At 67.6% G+C, this 19,001-nt stretch carries 17 protein-coding genes; 12 read left to right on the forward strand and 5 right to left on the reverse strand.

Annotated elements, in window-relative coordinates; translation table 11 throughout:
* The first annotated feature begins 30 nt into the window (after positions 1 to 30).
* The 5 genes from ACQ5BL_RS16650 to ACQ5BL_RS16670 all read left to right on the forward strand — a co-directional run bounded on the left by ACQ5BL_RS16650 (position 31) and on the right by ACQ5BL_RS16670 (position 5,051).
* Entirely contained in the window at positions 31 to 1,401 is a 1,371-nt protein-coding gene (locus ACQ5BL_RS16650; protein ID WP_243808026.1) for a M16 family metallopeptidase, read from the forward strand.
* Positions 1,394 to 2,887, forward strand: coding sequence for a M16 family metallopeptidase (locus ACQ5BL_RS16655; RefSeq protein ID WP_243808027.1), 1,494 nt, complete (start codon positions 1,394 to 1,396; stop codon positions 2,885 to 2,887). Before ACQ5BL_RS16650 ends, ACQ5BL_RS16655 begins: the two co-directional genes overlap by 8 nt.
* Complete coding sequence (gene rsmD, locus ACQ5BL_RS16660; RefSeq protein ID WP_243808028.1) at positions 2,887 to 3,495, forward strand: 16S rRNA (guanine(966)-N(2))-methyltransferase RsmD; 609 nt, start codon at positions 2,887 to 2,889, stop codon at positions 3,493 to 3,495. The genes ACQ5BL_RS16655 and rsmD overlap by 1 nt, the downstream gene beginning before the upstream one ends.
* 66 nt (positions 3,496 to 3,561) lie before the next feature.
* Positions 3,562 to 4,551, forward strand: a complete 990-nt coding sequence (locus tag ACQ5BL_RS16665) for a hydrolase (RefSeq protein WP_243808029.1) — start codon at positions 3,562 to 3,564, stop codon at positions 4,549 to 4,551.
* Between the two features lie 83 nt (positions 4,552 to 4,634).
* Complete coding sequence (locus ACQ5BL_RS16670; protein WP_243808030.1) at positions 4,635 to 5,051, forward strand: GNAT family N-acetyltransferase; 417 nt, start codon at positions 4,635 to 4,637, stop codon at positions 5,049 to 5,051.
* A 101-nt stretch (positions 5,052 to 5,152) separates the two neighbouring features.
* Here the strand turns inward: ACQ5BL_RS16670 and ACQ5BL_RS16675 are convergent, their stop codons facing one another.
* On the reverse strand, positions 5,153 to 5,806 hold the full coding sequence (locus tag ACQ5BL_RS16675; protein ID WP_207885699.1) for a TetR/AcrR family transcriptional regulator: 654 nt from the start codon (positions 5,804 to 5,806) through the stop codon (positions 5,153 to 5,155).
* A gap of 229 nt (positions 5,807 to 6,035) precedes the next feature.
* Between ACQ5BL_RS16675 and ACQ5BL_RS16680 the strand changes: the two genes are divergently transcribed.
* From ACQ5BL_RS16680 to ACQ5BL_RS16700, 5 genes are all read left to right on the forward strand, one after another.
* The gene (locus tag ACQ5BL_RS16680) at positions 6,036 to 7,466 is read left to right on the forward strand and encodes a coniferyl aldehyde dehydrogenase (RefSeq protein ID WP_243808031.1); all 1,431 of its coding nucleotides are present in this window, start codon (positions 6,036 to 6,038) and stop codon (positions 7,464 to 7,466) included.
* A gap of 70 nt (positions 7,467 to 7,536) precedes the next feature.
* Complete coding sequence (locus tag ACQ5BL_RS16685) at positions 7,537 to 8,082, forward strand: twin-arginine translocation pathway signal protein (RefSeq protein WP_207885701.1); 546 nt, start codon at positions 7,537 to 7,539, stop codon at positions 8,080 to 8,082.
* Between the two features lie 39 nt (positions 8,083 to 8,121).
* The gene (locus ACQ5BL_RS16690; RefSeq protein ID WP_243808033.1) at positions 8,122 to 9,717 is read left to right on the forward strand and encodes a GMC family oxidoreductase; all 1,596 of its coding nucleotides are present in this window, start codon (positions 8,122 to 8,124) and stop codon (positions 9,715 to 9,717) included.
* 288 nt (positions 9,718 to 10,005) lie between these two features.
* Positions 10,006 to 10,485, forward strand: coding sequence for a pantetheine-phosphate adenylyltransferase (coaD, locus tag ACQ5BL_RS16695; RefSeq protein WP_207885703.1), 480 nt, complete (start codon positions 10,006 to 10,008; stop codon positions 10,483 to 10,485).
* A 155-nt stretch (positions 10,486 to 10,640) separates the two neighbouring features.
* Complete coding sequence (locus ACQ5BL_RS16700) at positions 10,641 to 11,540, forward strand: helix-turn-helix transcriptional regulator (protein WP_430293192.1); 900 nt, start codon at positions 10,641 to 10,643, stop codon at positions 11,538 to 11,540.
* Positions 11,541 to 11,576: 36 nt separating this feature from the next.
* Here ACQ5BL_RS16700 and ACQ5BL_RS16705 read toward each other — a convergent pair whose 3' ends face one another.
* From ACQ5BL_RS16705 to ACQ5BL_RS16715, 3 genes are all read right to left on the reverse strand, one after another.
* On the reverse strand, positions 11,577 to 13,010 hold the full coding sequence (locus ACQ5BL_RS16705) for a purine-cytosine permease family protein (RefSeq protein WP_243808037.1): 1,434 nt from the start codon (positions 13,008 to 13,010) through the stop codon (positions 11,577 to 11,579).
* Positions 13,007 to 13,162, reverse strand: coding sequence for a hypothetical protein (locus ACQ5BL_RS16710; RefSeq protein ID WP_207885706.1), 156 nt, complete (start codon positions 13,160 to 13,162; stop codon positions 13,007 to 13,009). The genes ACQ5BL_RS16705 and ACQ5BL_RS16710 overlap by 4 nt, the downstream gene beginning before the upstream one ends.
* Positions 13,163 to 13,233: 71 nt before the next feature.
* Complete coding sequence (locus tag ACQ5BL_RS16715) at positions 13,234 to 14,745, reverse strand: aldehyde dehydrogenase family protein (protein WP_243808038.1); 1,512 nt, start codon at positions 14,743 to 14,745, stop codon at positions 13,234 to 13,236.
* Between the two features lie 250 nt (positions 14,746 to 14,995).
* Here ACQ5BL_RS16715 and ACQ5BL_RS16720 point away from each other — a divergent pair, with 250 nt between their 5' ends.
* Together ACQ5BL_RS16720 and ACQ5BL_RS16725 are read left to right on the forward strand one after the other, a co-directional pair.
* Positions 14,996 to 15,247, forward strand: coding sequence for a YfhL family 4Fe-4S dicluster ferredoxin (locus ACQ5BL_RS16720; RefSeq protein ID WP_207885708.1), 252 nt, complete (start codon positions 14,996 to 14,998; stop codon positions 15,245 to 15,247).
* A 124-nt stretch (positions 15,248 to 15,371) separates the two neighbouring features.
* Positions 15,372 to 17,075 carry a gamma-glutamyltransferase family protein gene (locus ACQ5BL_RS16725; protein WP_243808039.1) on the forward strand — a complete coding sequence of 568 codons (1,704 nt, stop codon included), beginning with the start codon at positions 15,372 to 15,374 and terminating at the stop codon, positions 17,073 to 17,075.
* Here ACQ5BL_RS16725 and ACQ5BL_RS16730 read toward each other — a convergent pair whose 3' ends face one another.
* Positions 17,076 to 18,923, reverse strand: a complete 1,848-nt coding sequence (locus ACQ5BL_RS16730) for a Na/Pi cotransporter family protein (protein WP_243808040.1) — start codon at positions 18,921 to 18,923, stop codon at positions 17,076 to 17,078.
* Between the last annotated feature and the right edge of the window lie 78 nt (positions 18,924 to 19,001).

A 19,001-nucleotide genomic window follows, 5' to 3' on the forward strand; every position in this document is an offset into this window, starting at 1 on the left:
CTGCGGATAGCCCGAAAGGTTCATTCGACGATGAAAACCCCTGCACGCCGCCATGCCGGCCTGCTGCTCGGTTCCCTGTTGCTGCCGCTGATGGCGGTGGCCGCAGATCCGCAGCCCACCCATGAATACACCCTGGACAATGGCCTGAAGGTCGTGGTCCGCGAAGACCACCGCGCCCCCGTGGTGGTCTCCCAGCTCTGGTACAAGGTCGGCTCCAGCTACGAGACGCCCGGGCTGACCGGCCTGTCCCACGCCCTGGAGCACATGATGTTCAAGGGCAGCCGCAAGCTCGGCCCCGGCGAGGCATCCCTCGTGCTGCGCGAGCTCGGCGCGGAGGAGAACGCCTTCACCACCGACGACTACACCGCCTACTACCAGGTGCTGGCCCGCGACCGCCTGCCGGTGGCGCTGGAACTGGAAGCCGACCGCATGGCGCACCTCGCCCTGCCGGCCGACCAGTTCAAGAGCGAGATCGAGGTGATCAAGGAAGAGCGCCGCATGCGTACCGACGACAAGCCCAACGCGCTGGCCTTCGAACGCTTCAAGGCCGCCGCCTACCCCGCCAGCGGCTACCGCACACCGACCATCGGCTGGATGGCCGACCTGCAGCGCATGACCAACGACGACCTGCGCCGCTGGTACGAAGCCTGGTACGCGCCGAACAACGCCACCCTGGTGGTAGTCGGCGACGTCAGCGGCGACGAGGTGAAGGCCCTTGCACAGAAGTATTTCGGCGAGATTCCCAAGCGCGAGCTGCCCCCGGCACGCAAGCCGCTGGAACTGGCCGAGCCGGGCGAACGCCGTCTGACCCTGCATGTGCGCACCCAGCTGCCGAGCCTGATCATGGGCTTCAACGTGCCGAGCCTGGGCAGCGCCGACAACCCACGCGAGGTCAACGCCCTGCGCCTGCTCACGGCAATCCTCGACGGCGGCTACAGCGCCCGCCTGTCCTCGCGCCTTGAGCGCGGTGCGGAAGTCGTCACCGGCGCTTCCGCCTCCTACGACGCCTTCGCCCGCGGCGACAGCCTGTTCTTCCTCAGCGCAACGCCCAACGTGCAGACCGGCAAGACCCTCGACCAGGTCGAAACCGCCCTCTGGCAACAGCTGGAAGACCTGAAGAAGACTCCGCCGAGCCATGAAGAGCTGGAGCGCGTGCGCGCCCAGGTCATCGCCGGGCTGGTCTACGAGCGCGACTCCATCGCCAGCCAGGCCAGCACCATCGGCGAGCTGGAAAGCGTCGGCCTGTCCTGGAAAGTCGCCGACCAGGACCTGGAGTCCCTCCAGGCGGTCACCGCCGAGGACATCCAGAAAGCCGCCCGCACCTATTTCACCCGCTCCCGCCTGACCCTCGCCCAGGTCCTGCCGGAAGTCGCCACCGACAAGGAGCCGAGCCATGAGTGAACGCAATGGCCTGCGCTACGCACTGGTCGGATTGATCGTCATCGCGCTGATCGCCGGACTGGTACTGTTCGTTTCCCGACCTGCCGCCGATACCGGGGTCGCCAAGCCGGCCACCGAACCGAGCGCGCCCACCGGCCTGCAATCCCTCGCCGAAGCCGCCGGCAAGGCGCCTGGTCACCGCAAGCTGAACATCCAGCAGTGGAAGACCGCCGAAGGCGCCCGCGTGCTCTTCGTCGAAGCCCATGAGCTACCGATGTTCGACCTGCGCCTGACCTTCGCCGCCGGCAGCAGCCAGGACGGCGACGCCTACGGCCTGGCCATGCTGACCAACGCCATGCTCAACGAAGGCGTGCCCGGCAAGGACACCAGCGCCATCGCCGCCGGCTTCGACGACCTGGGCGCCAACTTCGGCAACGGCTCCTACCGCGACATGGCCGTGGCCAGCCTGCGCAGCCTGAGCGAACCGGTCAAGCGCGACGCCGCGCTGGCGCTGTTCGACCAGGTGATCGGCCAGCCGACCTTCCCCGAGGACGCCCTGGTGCGCATCAAGAACCAGGTGATGGCCGGCTTCGAGTACCAGAAGCAGAACCCCGGCAAGCTGGCGGGCCTGGAACTGTTCAAGCGGCTCTATGGCGACCACCCCTACGCCCACTCCAGCGACGGCAACGAGAAGTCGATCCCGAAGATCACCACCGCCCAGCTGCGCGCCTTCCACCAGAAGGGCTACGCCGCCGGCAACGTGGTCATCGCGCTGGTCGGCGACCTGACCCGCGAACAGGCCGAAGGCATCGCCAACCGCGTGTCCCAGTCGCTGCCCAAGGGTCCCGCCCTGCCGGCCCCGGCCGAGCCCCAGACGCCCAAGGCCGGCCTCACCCACATCGAGTTCCCGTCCAAGCAGACCCAGCTGATGCTGGCGCAGCTGGGCATCACCCGTAACGACCCGGACTACGCCGCGCTCTACCTGGGCAACCAGATCCTCGGCGGTGGCGGCTTCGGTACCCGGCTGATGGACCAGGTGCGCGAGAAACGCGGCCTGACCTACGGCGTGTACTCCGGCTTCACCGGCATGCAAGCGCGCGGGCCGTTTACCATCGGCCTGCAGACCCGCGCCGAAATGAGCGAAGGCACCCTCAAGCTGGTCCAGGACATCGTCCGCGATTACCTCGACAAGGGCCCGACCCAGAAGGAACTGGACGACGCCAAGCGCGAGCTGGCCGGCAGCTTCCCGCTGTCCACCGCGAGCAACGCCGACATCGTTGGCCAGCTGGGCGCCATCGGCTTCTACGATCTGCCGCTGGACTACCTGGAAACCTTCCTCAGCCAGGTGCAGGCGCTGAGCGTCGAACAGGTGCGGCAGGCCATGCGCCGCCACCTCGACCCGGACGCCTTCGTCATCGTCACCGCCGGCCCCACCGTGCCGCAGAAACCCCTGCCGCCGCCCACCGACAAACCCGCCGAGCAACCCGCCGGCGTACCGGAGCACTGATGAGCAAAGGTCACGGCGGCGCCCCGCGCGCCGCACAGAAGCCCCATGGCGGCCAGGGCCAGCTGCGCATCATTGGCGGCGAATGGCGCAGCCGGCGCTTCGCCTTCCCCGACGGCCCGGGCCTGCGCCCGACGCCGGACCGGGTGCGCGAAACCCTGTTCAACTGGCTGGCAGCCTACGTGCCCGGTGCCCGCGTACTGGACCCCTTCGCCGGCAGCGGTGCGCTGTTCCTCGAAGCCCTGTCCCGCGGCGCCAGCGCGGGCCTCGCGCTGGACACCAACGCCGAAGCGGCCACCGCCCTGCGCGGCCACCTCGCCACCCTCCAGTGCAGCAGCGGCCAGGTCCTGCTGACCGACGCCCTGCGCTACCTGGAGAGCCAACCGGCCGCTCCGTTCGACCTGGTGTTCCTCGACCCGCCCTTCCACCAGGACCTGCTGCAGAACGCCTGCCGCCTGCTGGAAGAACGCGGCTGGCTGGCCAAGGACGCGTGGGTCTACACCGAAAGCGAAGCCGTACCCTCCAGCCTCGGCCTGCCGGCCAACTGGCGCCTGCACCGGGAGAAGAAGGCCGGCGCGGTGCATTACTCGCTGTGGCAGCGGGAAGCCTGAACCCCGGCGCTCCGCCGGCAAGTGGATGGCGCTAAACTGGCCTTCCACTTGCCACATGCCCCGCCCATGAACGCCCCTTTCAAACCCGCCTGGTGGCTGCCCGGCCCGCACCTGCAGACCCTCTACGGCTCGCTGCTGCGCCAGTTGCCGGCACTCGAGCGCAGCCGCGAGCGGTTGTGGCTGGAGGACGGCGATTTCATCGACCTGGACTGGCACGGCCCGCACGAGGCCGACACGCCACTGGTGGTCGCGCTGCACGGGCTCACCGGCTCGTCGTCGTCGCACTACATCCTCGGCCTGCAGCAGCAACTGGCCGCCCAGGGCTGGGCCAGCGTGGCGCTGAACTGGCGCGGCTGCTCGGGCGAGTCGAACCTGCTGCCGCGCGGCTATCACTCCGGCGTCAGCGAAGACCTCGCTTCGGTGGTCGAACACGTCCGAGCCAAGCGGCCGATGGCGCCGCTCTACGCCGTGGGCTATTCGCTGGGCGGCAACGTGCTGCTCAAGTACCTGGGCGAGTCGTCGGAAAGCTGCCCGCTGCGCGGCGCGGTAGCGGTGTCAGTGCCGTTCCGCCTGGACCAGTGCGCCGACCGCATCGGCATCGGCTTCTCCAAGGTTTACCAGGCGCACTTCATGCGCGAGCTGGTGGCCTATGTACAGACCAAGCGCCAGGCCTTCGCCGCTGGCGGCCACGCCGAGAATCTCGCCGCGTTGGAGCGCCTCGGCCCGCTGGACGGCATGCGCACCTTCTGGGATTTCGACGACCGGGTGACCGCGCCGCTGCACGGTTTTGCCGACGTGCACGACTACTACCGACGGGCCTCCAGCCGCTATTACCTGGGCGGCATCCGCGTGCCGACCCTGGTTATCCAGTCCAGCGACGATCCCTTCATCCATGCCCAGAGCATTCCTTCAGCCAGCGAGCTGTCGGCCTCCACCGAACTGGAACTGCTGGCCCGCGGCGGCCATGTCGGTTTCATCGGTGGTTCGCCGGGCCGGCCGGACTACTACCTGGAACGCCGCATCCCGCAGTGGCTGCTACACCGGCACGGCGCCTGACTGCCCTGGATCAGCCGCCCGGGGCAGCAATGGGGCAGACTGAAGATGTACCCAGGAAGGGAAGGCCGAACAGGAGTGATGCCATGACCACCACGGCGCTGACGATTCTGCACAACCCGGCACTCAGCGATGCGCAGTGCGCCGGGATCGCCGCGCTCTACCGTGCGGTGGGCTGGGGCTCGCCCGGCACGACGCTGGAGCTGCGTGAGCTTTACGAGTTCTCCAGCTACACCCTGCTGGCCCAGGAGGGCGAGCAGGTCATCGGTCTGCTGCGAGCAGAGAGTGAGACGGCACAGACTACCTGGCTGGCGGAGATCGCCGTGTTGCCGGGCTTCCAGTCGCGCGGCGTCGGGCGCCTGCTGATGGCGCGCTTCCTGGCGGACCATCCAGAGCGCACGCTCTACACCGATGCCACCGAGGGCGTGGAGGGATTCTTCCTGCGCCATGGCATCGCGCTGCGTCGGCCGAGGGTTCCGGGGCCGCGCAAGGCGGATATCTGAAAAGCGGCGGATAACGCTGGCGCGTTATGCGCCCTACGGGGACCGGTCATGCAGGGCGAATAACCGCTTGCGGTTATCCGCCGATCAGCCCCCTCGCCGCATCACTCTCCCAACGGCACGTACAACCGGTCGAACACCGCCGCCACCGCCTCGCGCGCATCCGGAGCGATGTGCCCGCTTTCCAGCGCCAGCACCTGGTAGAGCCCCCGGCGCAGTTCGGCTTCGCTGAGGTCGCCAGCCACTTCGCGGGTGGTGCACAGGAAACGCACCCAGGAGGTGAGGATGATCCAGGCGTTCAAGGTCAGGGCTTCGAGCTGGGTGTCGTCCATCAGCAGGATGCCGGCGTCGACGAAACCGCGATAAACGGCCTTGGCGTTGACCAGCGCGCGACGGGCGAAGCTGCGGTAGTTGGCGGCCAGCTCCGGGTCGGCGTCGAGCAGGTGCTCGAGGTCGCGGTGCAGGAAGCGGTAGCGCCACATCGCCGCCAGCAGCGACTCGAGGTAGTAGAGCTTGTCCTCCACCGTCAGCGCACGGCCTTCCGGCACCCGCAGGAACTGGTCCACATGCCCTTCGTACTCGGCGAACAGCTCGGCGATGATCGCCTGCTTGTTGCGGTAGTGGTAGTACAGGTTGCCCGGCGAAATGCCCAGGTGCGCGGCGATGTGGTTGGTGGTGACGCTGCGTTCGCCCTGGGCGTTGAACAGCTCCAGGCTGGCCTGGGCGATGCGCTCGCGGGTCTTGATGCGTGGGGCCATTCGCGGAACTCGTGAAAACGAAAAATGCGCGGCAAAGGTACACCGATTGCTACCGCGTAACACCTCTGCCGACGCATCCCAACTTTTCGTTGGCTGGGCCAGGCGAAGCCGGTCAGTCATGCTGATTGACAGTCTAGAGTAATTGCTCTAAAAATCCAGCGACAGCACAACAACCCGAAGCACCCACCCACCGGACGCTTCCCCGTCGCTTCCGCCAAGGAGCCCCGTCATGGTCGCCGACATCGCCTACCTGCAGCAGAGCCAGCAGCAGATCAGCCAGCTGGAATCCCTTCTCGAACGCCAGCGTCAGGCCTATCGCGCCAACCCGATGCCCGACGCCGGCCAGCGCATCGCCTGGCTGAAGAGCCTCGCCAACCTGCTGGTCAGCGAGCAACAGGCGATCATCGAGGCGATCAACAGCGACTTCAGCAATCGCTCCGCCGACGAAACGCTGCTCGCCGAGGTGATGCCCAGCCTGCACGGCGTGCACTACGCGGCCAAGCGCGTGAAGAAGTGGATGAAGCCGTCGCGGCGCAGCGTGAGCATGCTGTTCCAGCCGGCCTCGGCCAAGGTCATCTACCTGCCGCTGGGCGTGGTGGGCGTGATCGTGCCGTGGAACTACCCGCTGTTCCTCGCCATCGGCCCGCTGACCGGCGCCCTGGCCGCCGGCAACCGCGTGATGATCAAGATGAGCGAATCCACCCCCGCCACCGCGCGTATGCTCAAGGCGCTGCTGGGCAAGATCTTCCCCGAGGACATGGTGGCGGTCGTCGAAGGCGAGGTGGAAGTGGGCGTGGCCTTCTCCAAGCTGCCCTTCGACCACCTGCTATTCACCGGCGCCACCAGCATCGGCAAGCACGTGATGCGCGCCGCCGCCGAGAACCTCACCCCGGTCACCCTGGAGCTGGGCGGCAAGTCGCCGGCCATCGTCTCCGCCAGCGTGCCGATGAAGGACGCCGCCGAGCGCATCGCCTTCGGCAAGTCGCTCAACGCCGGGCAGACCTGCGTGGCGCCGGACTACGTGCTGGTGCCGCACAACCGCGTCGACGAGTTCGTCGACCATTACCGCCAGGTGGTGCAGGGCTTCTTCCCGAAACTGGAGAACAACCCGGACTACACCGCGATCATCAACGAGCGCCAGCTGTCGCGCCTGAACGGCTACCTGGCCGACGCCAAGGCACGCGGCGCCACCGTCATCCCGCTGTTCCCGCAGGCCCAGGGTCGCCGCCTGCCGCAGGCGCTGCTGCTGAACGTGAGCGACGAGATGAAGGTGATGCAGGAGGAAATCTTCGGCCCGCTGCTGCCGGTGATCCCCTACCAGACCCTCGACGAGGCGCTGAGCTACATCAACGAGCGCGACCGTCCGCTGGCCCTGTACTACTTCGGCTACGAAAAGCGCGAGCAGGACTACGTGCTGGCGCAGACCCACTCGGGCGGCGTGTGCCTGAACGACACCCTGTTGCACGTGGCCCAGGACGACATGCCGTTCGGCGGCATCGGCCCGTCCGGCATGGGCCACTACCACGGCCACGAAGGCTTCCTGACCTTCAGCAAGGCCAAGGGCGTGTTCGCCAAGCCGCGCTTCAACGCCGCCCGGGTGATCTACCCGCCCTACGGCAAGGCGCTGCAGAAGCTGGTGTACAAGCTGTTCGTCCGCTGATCTTCCCGGCCGCCGGCAACCCCGGCGGCGTTCCCTCACAGGTGCCCTCTACAAAGGTGACAGAACAAGAATGACAGACACCTCCCTGAGCGCACCGGGCCTGTCCCGGCGCGGCGTTCTCAAAATCGGCCTGCTCGGTGGCGCCTTCCTCGCCACCGCCGGCGTCACTGCCACGCTCAGCGGCTGCTCGGCCAGCGTGCCGGCCAATGGCTACAAGGTCCTGCGCGACTCCGACATGCCCTTCCTGCGTGCGCTGATCCCGGTGATGCTGGCCGGCGCCGTGCCCGCCGAGCGCATGGCCGACGCGGTCAAGGGCACCCTGGAAAGCCTCGACTTCAGCCTGAACCGTCTCTCTCCGGAAATGCTCAAGCTCACCGTCCAGCTGTTCGACGTGCTCGCCCTGCCGATCACCCGCGGCCCGCTGACCGGCATCTGGGGCAGCTGGGACAACGCCAGCGCCGCCGACGTGAAGCACTTCCTCGAACGCTGGCAGAACAGCTCGATCTCGCTGCTGAAGATGGGCCACAGCTCGCTGCTGCAACTGGTCCTGATGGCCTGGTACGGCCGCCCGGAGTCCTGGGGCCACTGCGGCTACCCCGGCCCGCCGAAGGTCTGACCTGGCCAGAACAACAAGAATTCGCCTGAGAGAATCCCGATGCCTGTACCCGATCTGTTCGCTGCCGGCCTGGCCGGTGGCTGGAAAGTCCATGACGGCTCCCGCCTGGAAAACGACCTGACCCTCGAAGCCGACGTGGTGATCGTCGGCACCGGCGCGGGCGGCGGCACCACCGCCGAAACCCTCAGCGCCGCCGGCTACAAGGTGCTGCTGGTGGAAGAAGGCCCGCTGCGCACCAGCTCCGACTTCAAGATGCAGGAAGCCGAGGCCTACCCGACCCTGTACCAGGAAGGCATCGGCCGGATGAGCAAGGACGGCGCCATCACCATCCTCCAGGGCCGCGCCGTGGGCGGCACCACCCTGGTCAACTGGACTTCCAGCTTCCGCACGCCGGACCTGACCCTGGAACACTGGGCCAAGGAGCACGGCGTCAAGGGCCACAGCGTGGCCGAGATGGCGCCCTGGTTCGAGAAGATGGAACAGCGCCTGGGCGTCGCGCCCTGGGCCCTGCCGCCGAACGCCAACAACGACGTGATCCGCAAGGGCTGCGACAAGCTCGGGCTGCACTGGAAGGTCATCCCGCGCAACGTGCGTGGCTGCTGGAACCTGGGCTACTGCGGGATGGGCTGCCCGACCAACGCCAAGCAGTCGATGCTGGTCACCACCATCCCCGCCACCCTGGACAAGGGCGGCGAGCTGCTCTACCTCGCCCGCGCCAACCGCCTGCTGATCGACGGCGACCAGGTCAGCGGCCTGGAATGCGTGGCCATGGACGAGCGCTGCGTCGCCCCGACCGGCCGCAAGATCACCGTCAAGGCGCGCCACTACGTGCTCTCCGGCGGCGGCATCAACACCCCGGCGATCCTGCTGCGCTCCAAGGCGCCGGACCCGAACGGCCGCGTCGGCCAGCGCACCTTCCTGCACGTGGTGAACTTCAGCGCCGGGCTGTTCGACGAGGTGATAAACCCCTTCTACGGCGCGCCGCAGTCGATCTACTCCGACCATTTCCAGTGGGACGACGGCGCCACCGGGCGCATGTCCTACAAGCTCGAAGTGCCACCGCTGCAGCCCTCGCTGAGCGCCACGCTGCTCGGCCGCTTCGGCGAGGACAACGCCCTGCGCATGGAGCAGCTGCCGCACACCAACGTGATCCTGGCGCTGATGCGCGACGGCTTCCACCCCGACAGTGCGGTCGGCACAGTCAGCCTGCGCGGCGACGACACCCCGGTACTGGATTACCAGATGACCGACTACACCTGGGACGGCATCCGCCGCGCCTTCCACACCATGGCCGACATTCAGTTCGCCGCCGGTGCCAAGGCCGTGCTGCCGCTGCATGCCGACGCCGGGTATGTGAAGAGCGCCAAGGAAGCCCACGCCCTGATCGACGGCCTGAGCCTTGAGCTGTACCGCACCCGCCTGGGCAGCGCCCACGTGATGGGCGGCTGCGCCATGGGCGAGGACCCGAAGCAGGCGGTGTGCGACAGCCTCGGCCGTCACCACCAGCTGCAGAACCTGTCGATCCACGACGGCTCGCTGTTCCCCACCAGCATCGGTGCCAACCCGCAGCTGTCGGTGTACGGCCTCACCGCGCAGCTCAGCGCCGCGCTGGCCGAGCGACTGGGCAAGGCCTGACGCGCCGAAGCTGAAGGTCTCTTGTAGGAGCGAGCTTGCTCGCGAACAACGTTTCCCCGATACATCGGAGGTAAGCGGTTCGCGAGCAAGCTCGCTCCTACAGAAGGGCTCCCGCACGCACAGGCTCTGGAACGGGGCCTGCGCGTGACTGACCGGTCCGTCAGCTATAAACTCAGGTAGTCCGCGCGCGGAAGCACTACCAAGGTCGCTTGGCCCCACGGACATGCTGCGTTACCATCCGCCCCGCTGATGCCCAGCCTGCCAACAAGAGCCGACCAGGACGCCGCGATGAATCGAGTGCTGTACCCGGGTACCTTCGACCCCATCACCAAAGGCCATGCCGATCTGGTCGAACGCGCCTCGCGTCTGTTCGATCAGGTGATCATTGCCGTCGCCGCCAGCCCCAAGAAGAATCCGCTGTTCCCGCTGGAGCAACGGGTCGAGCTGGCGCGCCAGGTCACCTCGCACCTGCCCAACGTCGAAGTCGTCGGCTTCTCCTCGCTGCTCGCGCACTTCGCCAAGGAACAGAACGCCAACATCCTGCTGCGCGGCCTGCGCGCGGTGTCGGACTTCGAGTACGAATTCCAGCTGGCCAACATGAACCGCCAGCTCGCCCCCGACCTGGAGAGCATGTTCCTCACCCCGTCGGAGAAGTACTCCTTCATCTCCTCCACCCTGGTGCGCGAAATCGCGGCGCTGGGCGGCGACATCGCCAAGTTCGTCCATCCCGCCGTGGCCAGCGCCCTGGCCGAGCGCTTCAAGCGCTGACCCCGCCAGCGGTCCCCGACCGCACGCCGGGCCTCCCCCAGGCCCGGCTTTTCTGCTAGAACAGCAGAGCCCCGCCGCACCCTGCGGAACCAGGGGCACACTCCGCCGAACGACACGGACACGTCTCCTCAAGAAGAACAACAAGAGGCGAGGCCATGCTCCGCAAGAGCCAGCACCCCGATGCGCTTTCACCGCAGGAGTGGGCGAGCTTCATGCCCACCCCCGCACAATCCTCCAGCGACAGCCACGGCTGGACGTCGATCACCGCCCGCCGCCACCTGCACCCCAACCGCGGGCACATCGAGCCGCCACCGCTGGCGGCGCACTTCATCGTCATACACCTGGAAACGCCCGGCGATCTCGGCGTCCGTCTCAATGGCGAATGGCTGCGCGGACACAGCCGCCCGGGGCAGATCTCGATCATGTCGGCGAACCAGGAGAACGCCTGGGAATGGTCGTCGGCGATCGACTCCCTGCACGTCTGCCTCGACCCGCAGGTGCTGCGGCGCACGGCGCGCGAGGCGGACATCCCGGCCTTCGAACTGACCGATGGCATCGGCCTGGAGAACCCGGCGATCTACAACATCGGCCTGGGCCTGCTCGACGAGCTGCATGGCAACAAGCCCGGCTCACGGGCCTATGTGCAGGCCCTGACGCAGACCTTCTGTCTGGAATTGCTGCGCGGCCACTGCAACCTGCTGACGGAGGAAGCGGACGAGCGCCTGGCGCTCTCGCCGCACAAGCTCAAGGCGGCGCTGGACTTCGTCGAGGCGAGCCTGGCGCAGAACATCTCGGTGGAGGACATCGCCACGGCGGCGCACAGCAGCCCCTGTCACTTCGCCCACACCTTCCGCAAGGCCATGGGCGTGTCGCCCTACCACTACCTGCTGCAGCGGCGCATCGAGCGCGCCAAGGCGCTGCTGCGGGAAACCGACGCGCGCATCAGCGACGTGGCCCTGGCCACCGGGTTCTCCAGCCAGAGCCACTTCACCGCGTGCTTCCACCGCACCTGCCAGGAAACCCCCGGACGCTTCCGCCAGCGCGGCGGCGACTGACAGCCGGAGCCCGGCGAGCGAGCCCCGGGCGCGGGCTCAGCGGTAGCCACCCTTGCCTGCCGGCATGATCCAGAGCCGAGTCAGCAGGCCATACACCACCGCCGCGACCAGCACCGACGGCAGCGAAGCGGTGGTGAAGGCATAGGGGCCATGGCTTTCGTAGGTCAGCGGATCGAGCAGGACGACATAGGTCGCGCACCCCGCGGCCATCGCCAATACTGCCGCCGGGTTGACCCCGAGCCAGAAGCGGTAGGGGCTGTCCGGACCATTGTCGAACAGTGCGCGTACCACGATCCGGCGCCGGCGCATCAGGTAGTAGTCGGCGATCTGAATGCCGCACAGCGGCGCGAAGCCGACCCCGATGAAGGCGAGGAAGGTGCCGAAGTTGGCGAAGAACAGCTCCGGAATGATCAACCCGACCAGCGCCACCGGCAGAAGTGTGATCAGCAGGATCGCCGGCCAGGACAGTCGCTCCAGCGCCTTGAAGTGCTGCAGGCCGATGGCCGAGGCATAGACACCCGCCACCGCGGTGCCGAGGTTGGCGGCAGCGACGAACAGCAGCGCAACGATGCCGTAGGTCGGCCCGCCGATGCTGCGCAGCCACTCCGACGGATCGGACACCTGCAACACCAGCACCCCGGCGATGCCGATCAGGCTCAGGGCCGGCACCGGCGCCGACATGCCGAGCATGATCGGCAGCGCCGCCGTGCGGCCCTTCGGCGCCATCCGCACCATGGCGCCCATGTACGGCCACCAGGACAGCAGCGAGGCAATGCCGATCTCGACCCCGGTGGTGTAGTTCCACAGCCGGTCCGGCGAGGCGGATGCGGGCACCGCGCTGGCCAGCTCGCCCCAGCGCTGGCTGACGATGATGTAGAGCATCCAGAAGCCCACCAGCACGTGCACCACTAGGATCTTGGCGACCCGGTCGACCCCGCTGGAACCCTTGAGCAGGAAGCAGAACACCAGCGAGCAGGCCAGCAGGATGGTCATCGGCACCAGCAAGGCACCACTGCCGTCCTGAATCACCCCCAGCGCCAGCAGCAACTGGGTGGTCGACTTGGCGAAGAAGATCAGCAGCAGGGAGTTCCAGCCGACGATCGAGATGAACTGCATGGCGCTGACCAGCACCCAGCCACGGTTGCCGAACTGCGGCTTGACCGAGGCGATCGAGTCGACGCCGAATCGCATGCACACCGGTACCACGGCCAGCGCCACCAGCAGCATGCCGATCATGCAGCCGGCGCTGAGGGAGATCGAGCCGCTGAGGAACGGCAGATAGGCGCCGACATAGCCGCCGATGAGATAGCACCAGGTCGCCGCCGCCGCGGTGGCCAGCGAGATGCCCAGCTTCCAGCTGCCCCAGGTGCGCTCGCTGCGCAGCAGCGGCAGGGCGCTCTTGTCCGCCTCGACGGCGGCACTGGTGGCGCCCCCGGCGGCTGCCGAGGTCGCGGATAGGTGTCCGTTCATGCGTACCACCCCGCTACCAGCGCCACCACCGGCAGGACCAGCCCGAGCAGGAGCAGCCAGAACCAGCTCATCGCATCGAAGTCTTCGCCTTGCTCATCCGGGTCTTCCAGCAACCGCAGACGTCTTTCCAGTTCGCCCGTTTGTTCTTGCATTTTTTCGGCCCTCATCCAGAAAGGTCCGCCGCCCGTGCCGGCGCGGCGGAATGTTTGCTTCGGCTACCGGCTCAGCGCGTACCGGGGAAGGCTTCCTCGTCGCGGAACGGGAACCACCAGAAGTCCTGCGCCGAGGCCGCCGGATCCATCATCACGAACTTGCTGTGGCGGAAGGTATCCAGGCCCTCGGCCCCCAGCTGGCGTCCCATGCCCGACTGCTTGCGGCCGCCGAACGGGCCGGCGTCGTTGTCCAGCAGCGGTGCGTTGACCCACACCATGCCGGCCTCCAGCGCGTGCACGGCGCGCATGCTTTCCTCGAGGTCGGTGGTGTAGATGGTCGAGCCCAGGCCGTAGCGCGAGTCGTTGGAGAGCTTCAGCGCCTCGTCCAGGCTTTCGACCCGGCAGATCGGCGCCACCGGGCCGAAGCTCTCGTCATGCAGGATGTCCATCTCCGGACGCACGTCACGCAGCACGGTCGCCTCGGCGAACCAGCCCCGCTCCAGGCCGCGCGGGCGACCGCCACCGGCGGCGACGCGGGCGCCCTGCTCGATGGCGCGGTGGAGAATTCGCTCGTAGCGCTCACGCTGCACCTTGGAGGCGAGCGGCCCCATGTCCACCTTGTCCAGGCCATTGCCGACGCGGATGCGCCCGGCATGATAGGCCAGCCGTTCGACGAAGGCGTCGTACACCGCATCGTGCACATAGAAGCGCTCCGACGAGGCGCAGACCTGACCGCAGTTGAGGTAGGCGCCGAAGGCGGCGCCGCGCGCGGCGATGTCCAGCGGCGCCGAGGGCATCACGATGAAGGGGTCGTTGCCCGAGGTTTCGATCAGGGTGCGCTTGTACAGCCCGGCGCACTCGCGGGCGACGATGCGCCCGGTCTCGATCCCGCCGGTGAACGCCACCATGTGCGTGTTGGGGTGGCGTACCAGCTGCTGGGCGACCTCGGCGCCGCCGGTCAGCACCTGCACCAGGCCCTCGCCCAGCGCGGCGAAGGCCTGGACGAACTGCAGGGTGGTCAGCGAGGTCAGCTCGGACGGCTTGATGATCACCGAGTTGCCCGCCGCCAGCGCCGCGGCGGCCTGCCAGCAGAGCAGGCAGAGCGGATAGTTGAAGGGCAGGATCAGCACCACCACGCCCAGCGGCTCCTTCAGCGAGAAGTTGAACTGGCCGTCCACCACCGGGCCCGTGACCCGGCCGATCTCATGGCGGCCCAGCTCCGCGTAGTAGTCCACTGCGGTGGCGGACCAGGACACCTCATCGAAGGACTCCTTGTAGGTCTTGCCGATCTCGCGGGTGAGCATCTCCGCTACCAGCGGCTGCTGCCGGCGGATCTCCGCGGCCACCGCGTGCAGCGCTTCGGCGCGATGCAGGCCATTGCTGCGGTTCCACAGTTGCTGGGCACGATTGGCCACAGCGACCGCGCGCTCGACCTCCTCGCGGCTGGCGTCGCTGATCTGGCCGATGCACTGCTCGGTGGCCGGGTCCAGGACCTCCTGGCTTGCGCCGCCTGAGCCCGGGCGCAGTTGTCCGTCGATCCATTGGCAACCGCTGAGCCGAGCAAAGTGTTCGAGAGCATTCATGGTGCGCTTTTCCTTTCTGACGACTATGGCTTGACCCCGGCGGCCACCGCCGGCCGAGTTCGGTTCGACGCCAGACTAGGGCTGTCGCAAGCCGCCGATCTTTCAGCTTCCTGCGGCGCTTTGCGCATTCCTGCGAATTCTTCATGGGCTGGTCGGTCAGCCGGCAGGTGCGCGCAAGCCCCCGATGCGGCACAATTCCAGCATTCCTGTTGCTGACAGCCATGCCCCCGGACATGGCCGGAGTTATTCGATGTCCCTGAAAATCACCGACGATTGCATCAACTGCGACGTCTGCGAACCCGAGTGCCCCAACGCCGCGATCTCCCAGGGCGAGGAGATCTACGTGATCGACCCGAACCTGTGCACCGAGTGCGTCGGCCACTACGACGAGCCGCAGTGCCAGCAGGTCTGCCCGGTCGACTGCATCCCCCTCGACGAGAACAACGTCGAGAGCAAGGAGCAGTTGATGGAGAAGTACAAGAAGCTCACCGGCAAGGCCTGATCCCGCGCGGTTCGACACTTTTTCATTGAGCTCTCACAAACCCTTGGGCCGTGGGATTGTCTATCCTCCCTAGTTCGCCCAATCAGGTTTTCCAGCCGGTGCAGCCGGCGGTTCGTGAGATGCCATGTCCCTGTTGAATATCCGCTCCCGCGCCACCCTGCTCGGCTTCTGCAGCCTCCTGCTGCTCAGCGCCGCCCTGCATGCCGCGGAACACCCGGCGCAGGCCGGCGTTGCCACTGCCCATCCCGCCGCCACCGTGGCCGGCCTGGAAACCCTCGCCGACGGCGGTAACGCCTTCGACGCCGCCGTGGCCATCAGCGCCGCGCTGGCGGTGGCCGAACCCTATGGCTCGGGCCTGGGCGGCGGCGGCTTCTTCCTGCTGCGCCAGGCTGGCGACCCGCCGACCTACCGTTTCATCGACGCCCGCGAGCGCGCCCCGCTGGCCGCCCACGCGCGGATGTACGAGCGCAACGGCAAGGTCGACCCGCAGCTGTCGCTCAATGGCCCGCTGGCTGCCGGCATCCCCGGCCTGCCCGCGGCGCTGGCGGATATCACCAGCCGCTACGGCAGGAAGACCCTGGCGAATAATCTGGTGCCGGCGATCCGCCTGGCCACCGACGGCGTCTCCGTTGACCGCATCTACATCGACCGCGCCTCCTGGCGCCTGGACGCGATGCGCAAGGACCGCGAAACCGCGCGCATCTTCCTTCCCAGCGGCAACCTGCCCGAAGAATGGGACCTGGTGCGCCAGCCGGAGCTGGCACGCACCCTGGAGCGTTTGGCCCGTTATGGCCGGATCGGCTTCTACGAAGGCGAAACCGCCGACAAGCTGGTGCAGGGCGTGCGCGCCGCCGGCGGCGTCTGGAGCCTGGAGGACCTGGTCAGCTACCGCACCGTGGAGCGCCCGGCTCTGCGTTACCCACTGAATGATGGGCGTGAGCTCATCAGCGCACCGCCGCCCTCCGCCGGCGGCGTGGCCCTGGCCCAGAGCCTGGGGATGCTGCAGCAACTGCCGTGGCAAAAGGCCGACCCGGTGCAGCGCGCGCACTATGTGGTGGAGGCGCTGCGCCGCGCCTACCGCGATCGCGGCCTGCTGGGCGACCCCGATCGCGTCGCCAACCCGGTGCCGCAACTGCTCGCGCCCGATTACCTCAAGCGCCTGGCCGGTGGCATCGACCCGCAGCGCGCCACTCCCAGCTCGTCCCTGCCTCCGGCGCCCGCCTGGCGCGAGGGCGACCATACCACCCACTTCGTGGTCATGGATGCGGACGGCAACGCGGTGGCCGCGACCCTTTCGGTCAACCTGCCATTCGGCGCCGCCTTCACCGTGCCCGGCACCGGTGTGCTGCTCAACGACGAGATGGATGACTTCGCCACCGATGTCAGCGGCGCCAACGCCTATCAGCTGGCCGGCAGCCAGGCCAACGCCGTGGCCTCCGGCAAGCGCCCGCTGTCGAGCATGAGCCCGAGCTTCATCGAAAGCTCCAACGAGCTGGCGGCCTTCGGCACCCCCGGCGGCAGCCGCATTCCCAGCATGGTGCTGCTGTCGATGCTGGACTACCTGGACGGCAAGCCGATCCAGCAGTGGGTGTCGTCCCCGCGCTATCACCACCAGTACCTGCCGGACGTGATCGAGCACGAACCGCGCGCCTTCAGCGGCAGCCAGATGGCCGAGCTGAACCGCCGTGGCTATACGCTCAAGGATGTCGGCCGCGCCTATGGCAACCAGCAGGTGCTGCTGTGGAACAAGAAGTCCGGCGAGGTGCAGACGGCCAGCGATCCGCGCGGCATTGGCATCGCTACCGAACTCGCGATGCCGATGCGCTGATCAGGAGAGGATGAGCGCTGGAGCCTCGTCGTCCTGCGGCTCGAACAGACCGTGCTCGGTGCCCAGTTGCAGCACGTTGCGCAGGCTCTGGACGATGCGGCTGACGTAGCCCAGGTCGTTCATCAGCGAACTGGTCTGCAGGCCGTCCAGCTCCTGCCGGCGCACCGCGGCGAACAGGCGCTGGCGGAAGGCCGCGTCGAACGCCGCAGCACTTTCGTCGAGCAATTGCAGGCGCGCCAGGAGCGCGTCTTCCGGTAACTCCCCGCCGATCAGCACGCCCATCGCCCGCACTTCCCGCAGCATGCCGAGCAGGTGACGACGCAGCTCCACGTACGCCTCGCGCATGGACGAAGGCTCGCCTTGCAGCGCCTGGCCGAGGTTCTTCTGCAGGTGCTTGGCGTCCTTCACCGCATCCACTAGTTGCAGCGCCACCACCTGGCAGGACAGCCAGAGCCGCTGGTGCTCCTCGTCCAGCGGTACCTCCAGGCGCCCCATGAAGCTCAGCAGGTCGCCATAGACGCCCTTGATATGACGCTGGTAAAGCACTTCCGCGGACAGCGCGTGACGGTCCGGCGCGGCCTGCAGCTGGCTTTCATCCACACGCGGCTGGGCGAGCATCTCCACCGGCAGGTACAAGGCGTGGCAGATCACCTCGATGCTCAGCCGGCCCAGGTGACGCAGCTCCTGCAGCACCGCGCTGGCCGAGGCGTCGGCGGAGTCCAGCGCCCGCTCGTTGAGGTAGCGCGCATGGGTGCGCTCGATGCTCGGCAGGGCCGGTGCCATGTCGGTGATCAGCACCGTCGGCTCTTCCACCTCCGGCAGCCAGCGCACCAGTGCCTTGGCCAGCGCGCCCTGCAATGGCCAGAACAGCAGCACACCCATGCCGTTGAACAGCGTGTGGAACAGCGCCAGCTGGATCATCGGGTTGTCCGCCAGCCCAAACGGCGTCACCAGCGCGTGCACCAGCCAGGTCAGGGGCGAGAGCAGGATGAAGGTCAACACACCGGTCACCACGTTGAACAACACGTGCGCCAATGCCAGCCGCTGCCCGCTGCGGTTGCCGCCCAGGGAGCCGACGAAGGCGGTGGTGACGCTGCTGCCGACGTTGGAACCGATGGCGATGGCCAGGCTCTGGCCCAGCTCCAGTTGACCACCGGCCAGTGCCGCCAGGGTGAGCATCAGGGTGGCGTGGCTGGATTGCAGGACCACGGTGATCAGCGCGCCGAAGGTGACGAACAGCAGCGCGCCGAGCATGCCCTCGGATTGCAGTTCGCTGGTGTCCAGGGCGTCGCCGAAGCTGGAGAAGCCCTCCTTGATCTGGTCGATGCCCAGGAAGATGAAGGCGATGCCCAGCAGGATGCGCCCGGCGGCCTTGCTCTTGTCGCCGTTGAAGCCCATCAGCACGCCGAACACCAGCAGCGGCAGTGCCAGCGGGCTCAGGCTGAGGTTCTGCCCGGCCAGGGCGAGCAGCCAGATGCCGCTGGTGGCGCCGAGGTTGGCGCCGAAGAGAATGGCGATGCCACCGGCCAGCTGGATCAGCCCGGTGCTGATGAAGGCGATGGTGAGCAGGGAAACCAGAGTGGAGGATTGCAGCAGGAAGGTGCCGACCAGGCCGAACAGCAGGCTCTTGCCACGGGTCGCGGTGCTTTTCTCCAGCCAGCGCTCCAGCTGGCTTCCGGCCAAGTCACGCAGGCCCTCTTCCAGGCACTGCATGCCGAACAGGAACAATGCCAGCCCCGCGCCCAACTGCAGCAGACCGGCACTGGACCAGAAGCCATAGCCAAGACCAACGGCAACCAGCGACAGAAGCACCGGACGCAGGTGCTTCTTCAGCCGGGTCGTATCCATACGTTACCTGCTGGGCTCAACGCATCGCCGGGGATGCGTTCGATGTGACGGGCGGCCCGGACGCGGCCGCCCCGGTGG

Origin of the sequence: Pseudomonas sp. B1-22 (assembly GCF_050474425.1) — a bacterium.
Classification (GTDB): Bacteria; Pseudomonadota; Gammaproteobacteria; order Pseudomonadales; family Pseudomonadaceae; genus Pseudomonas.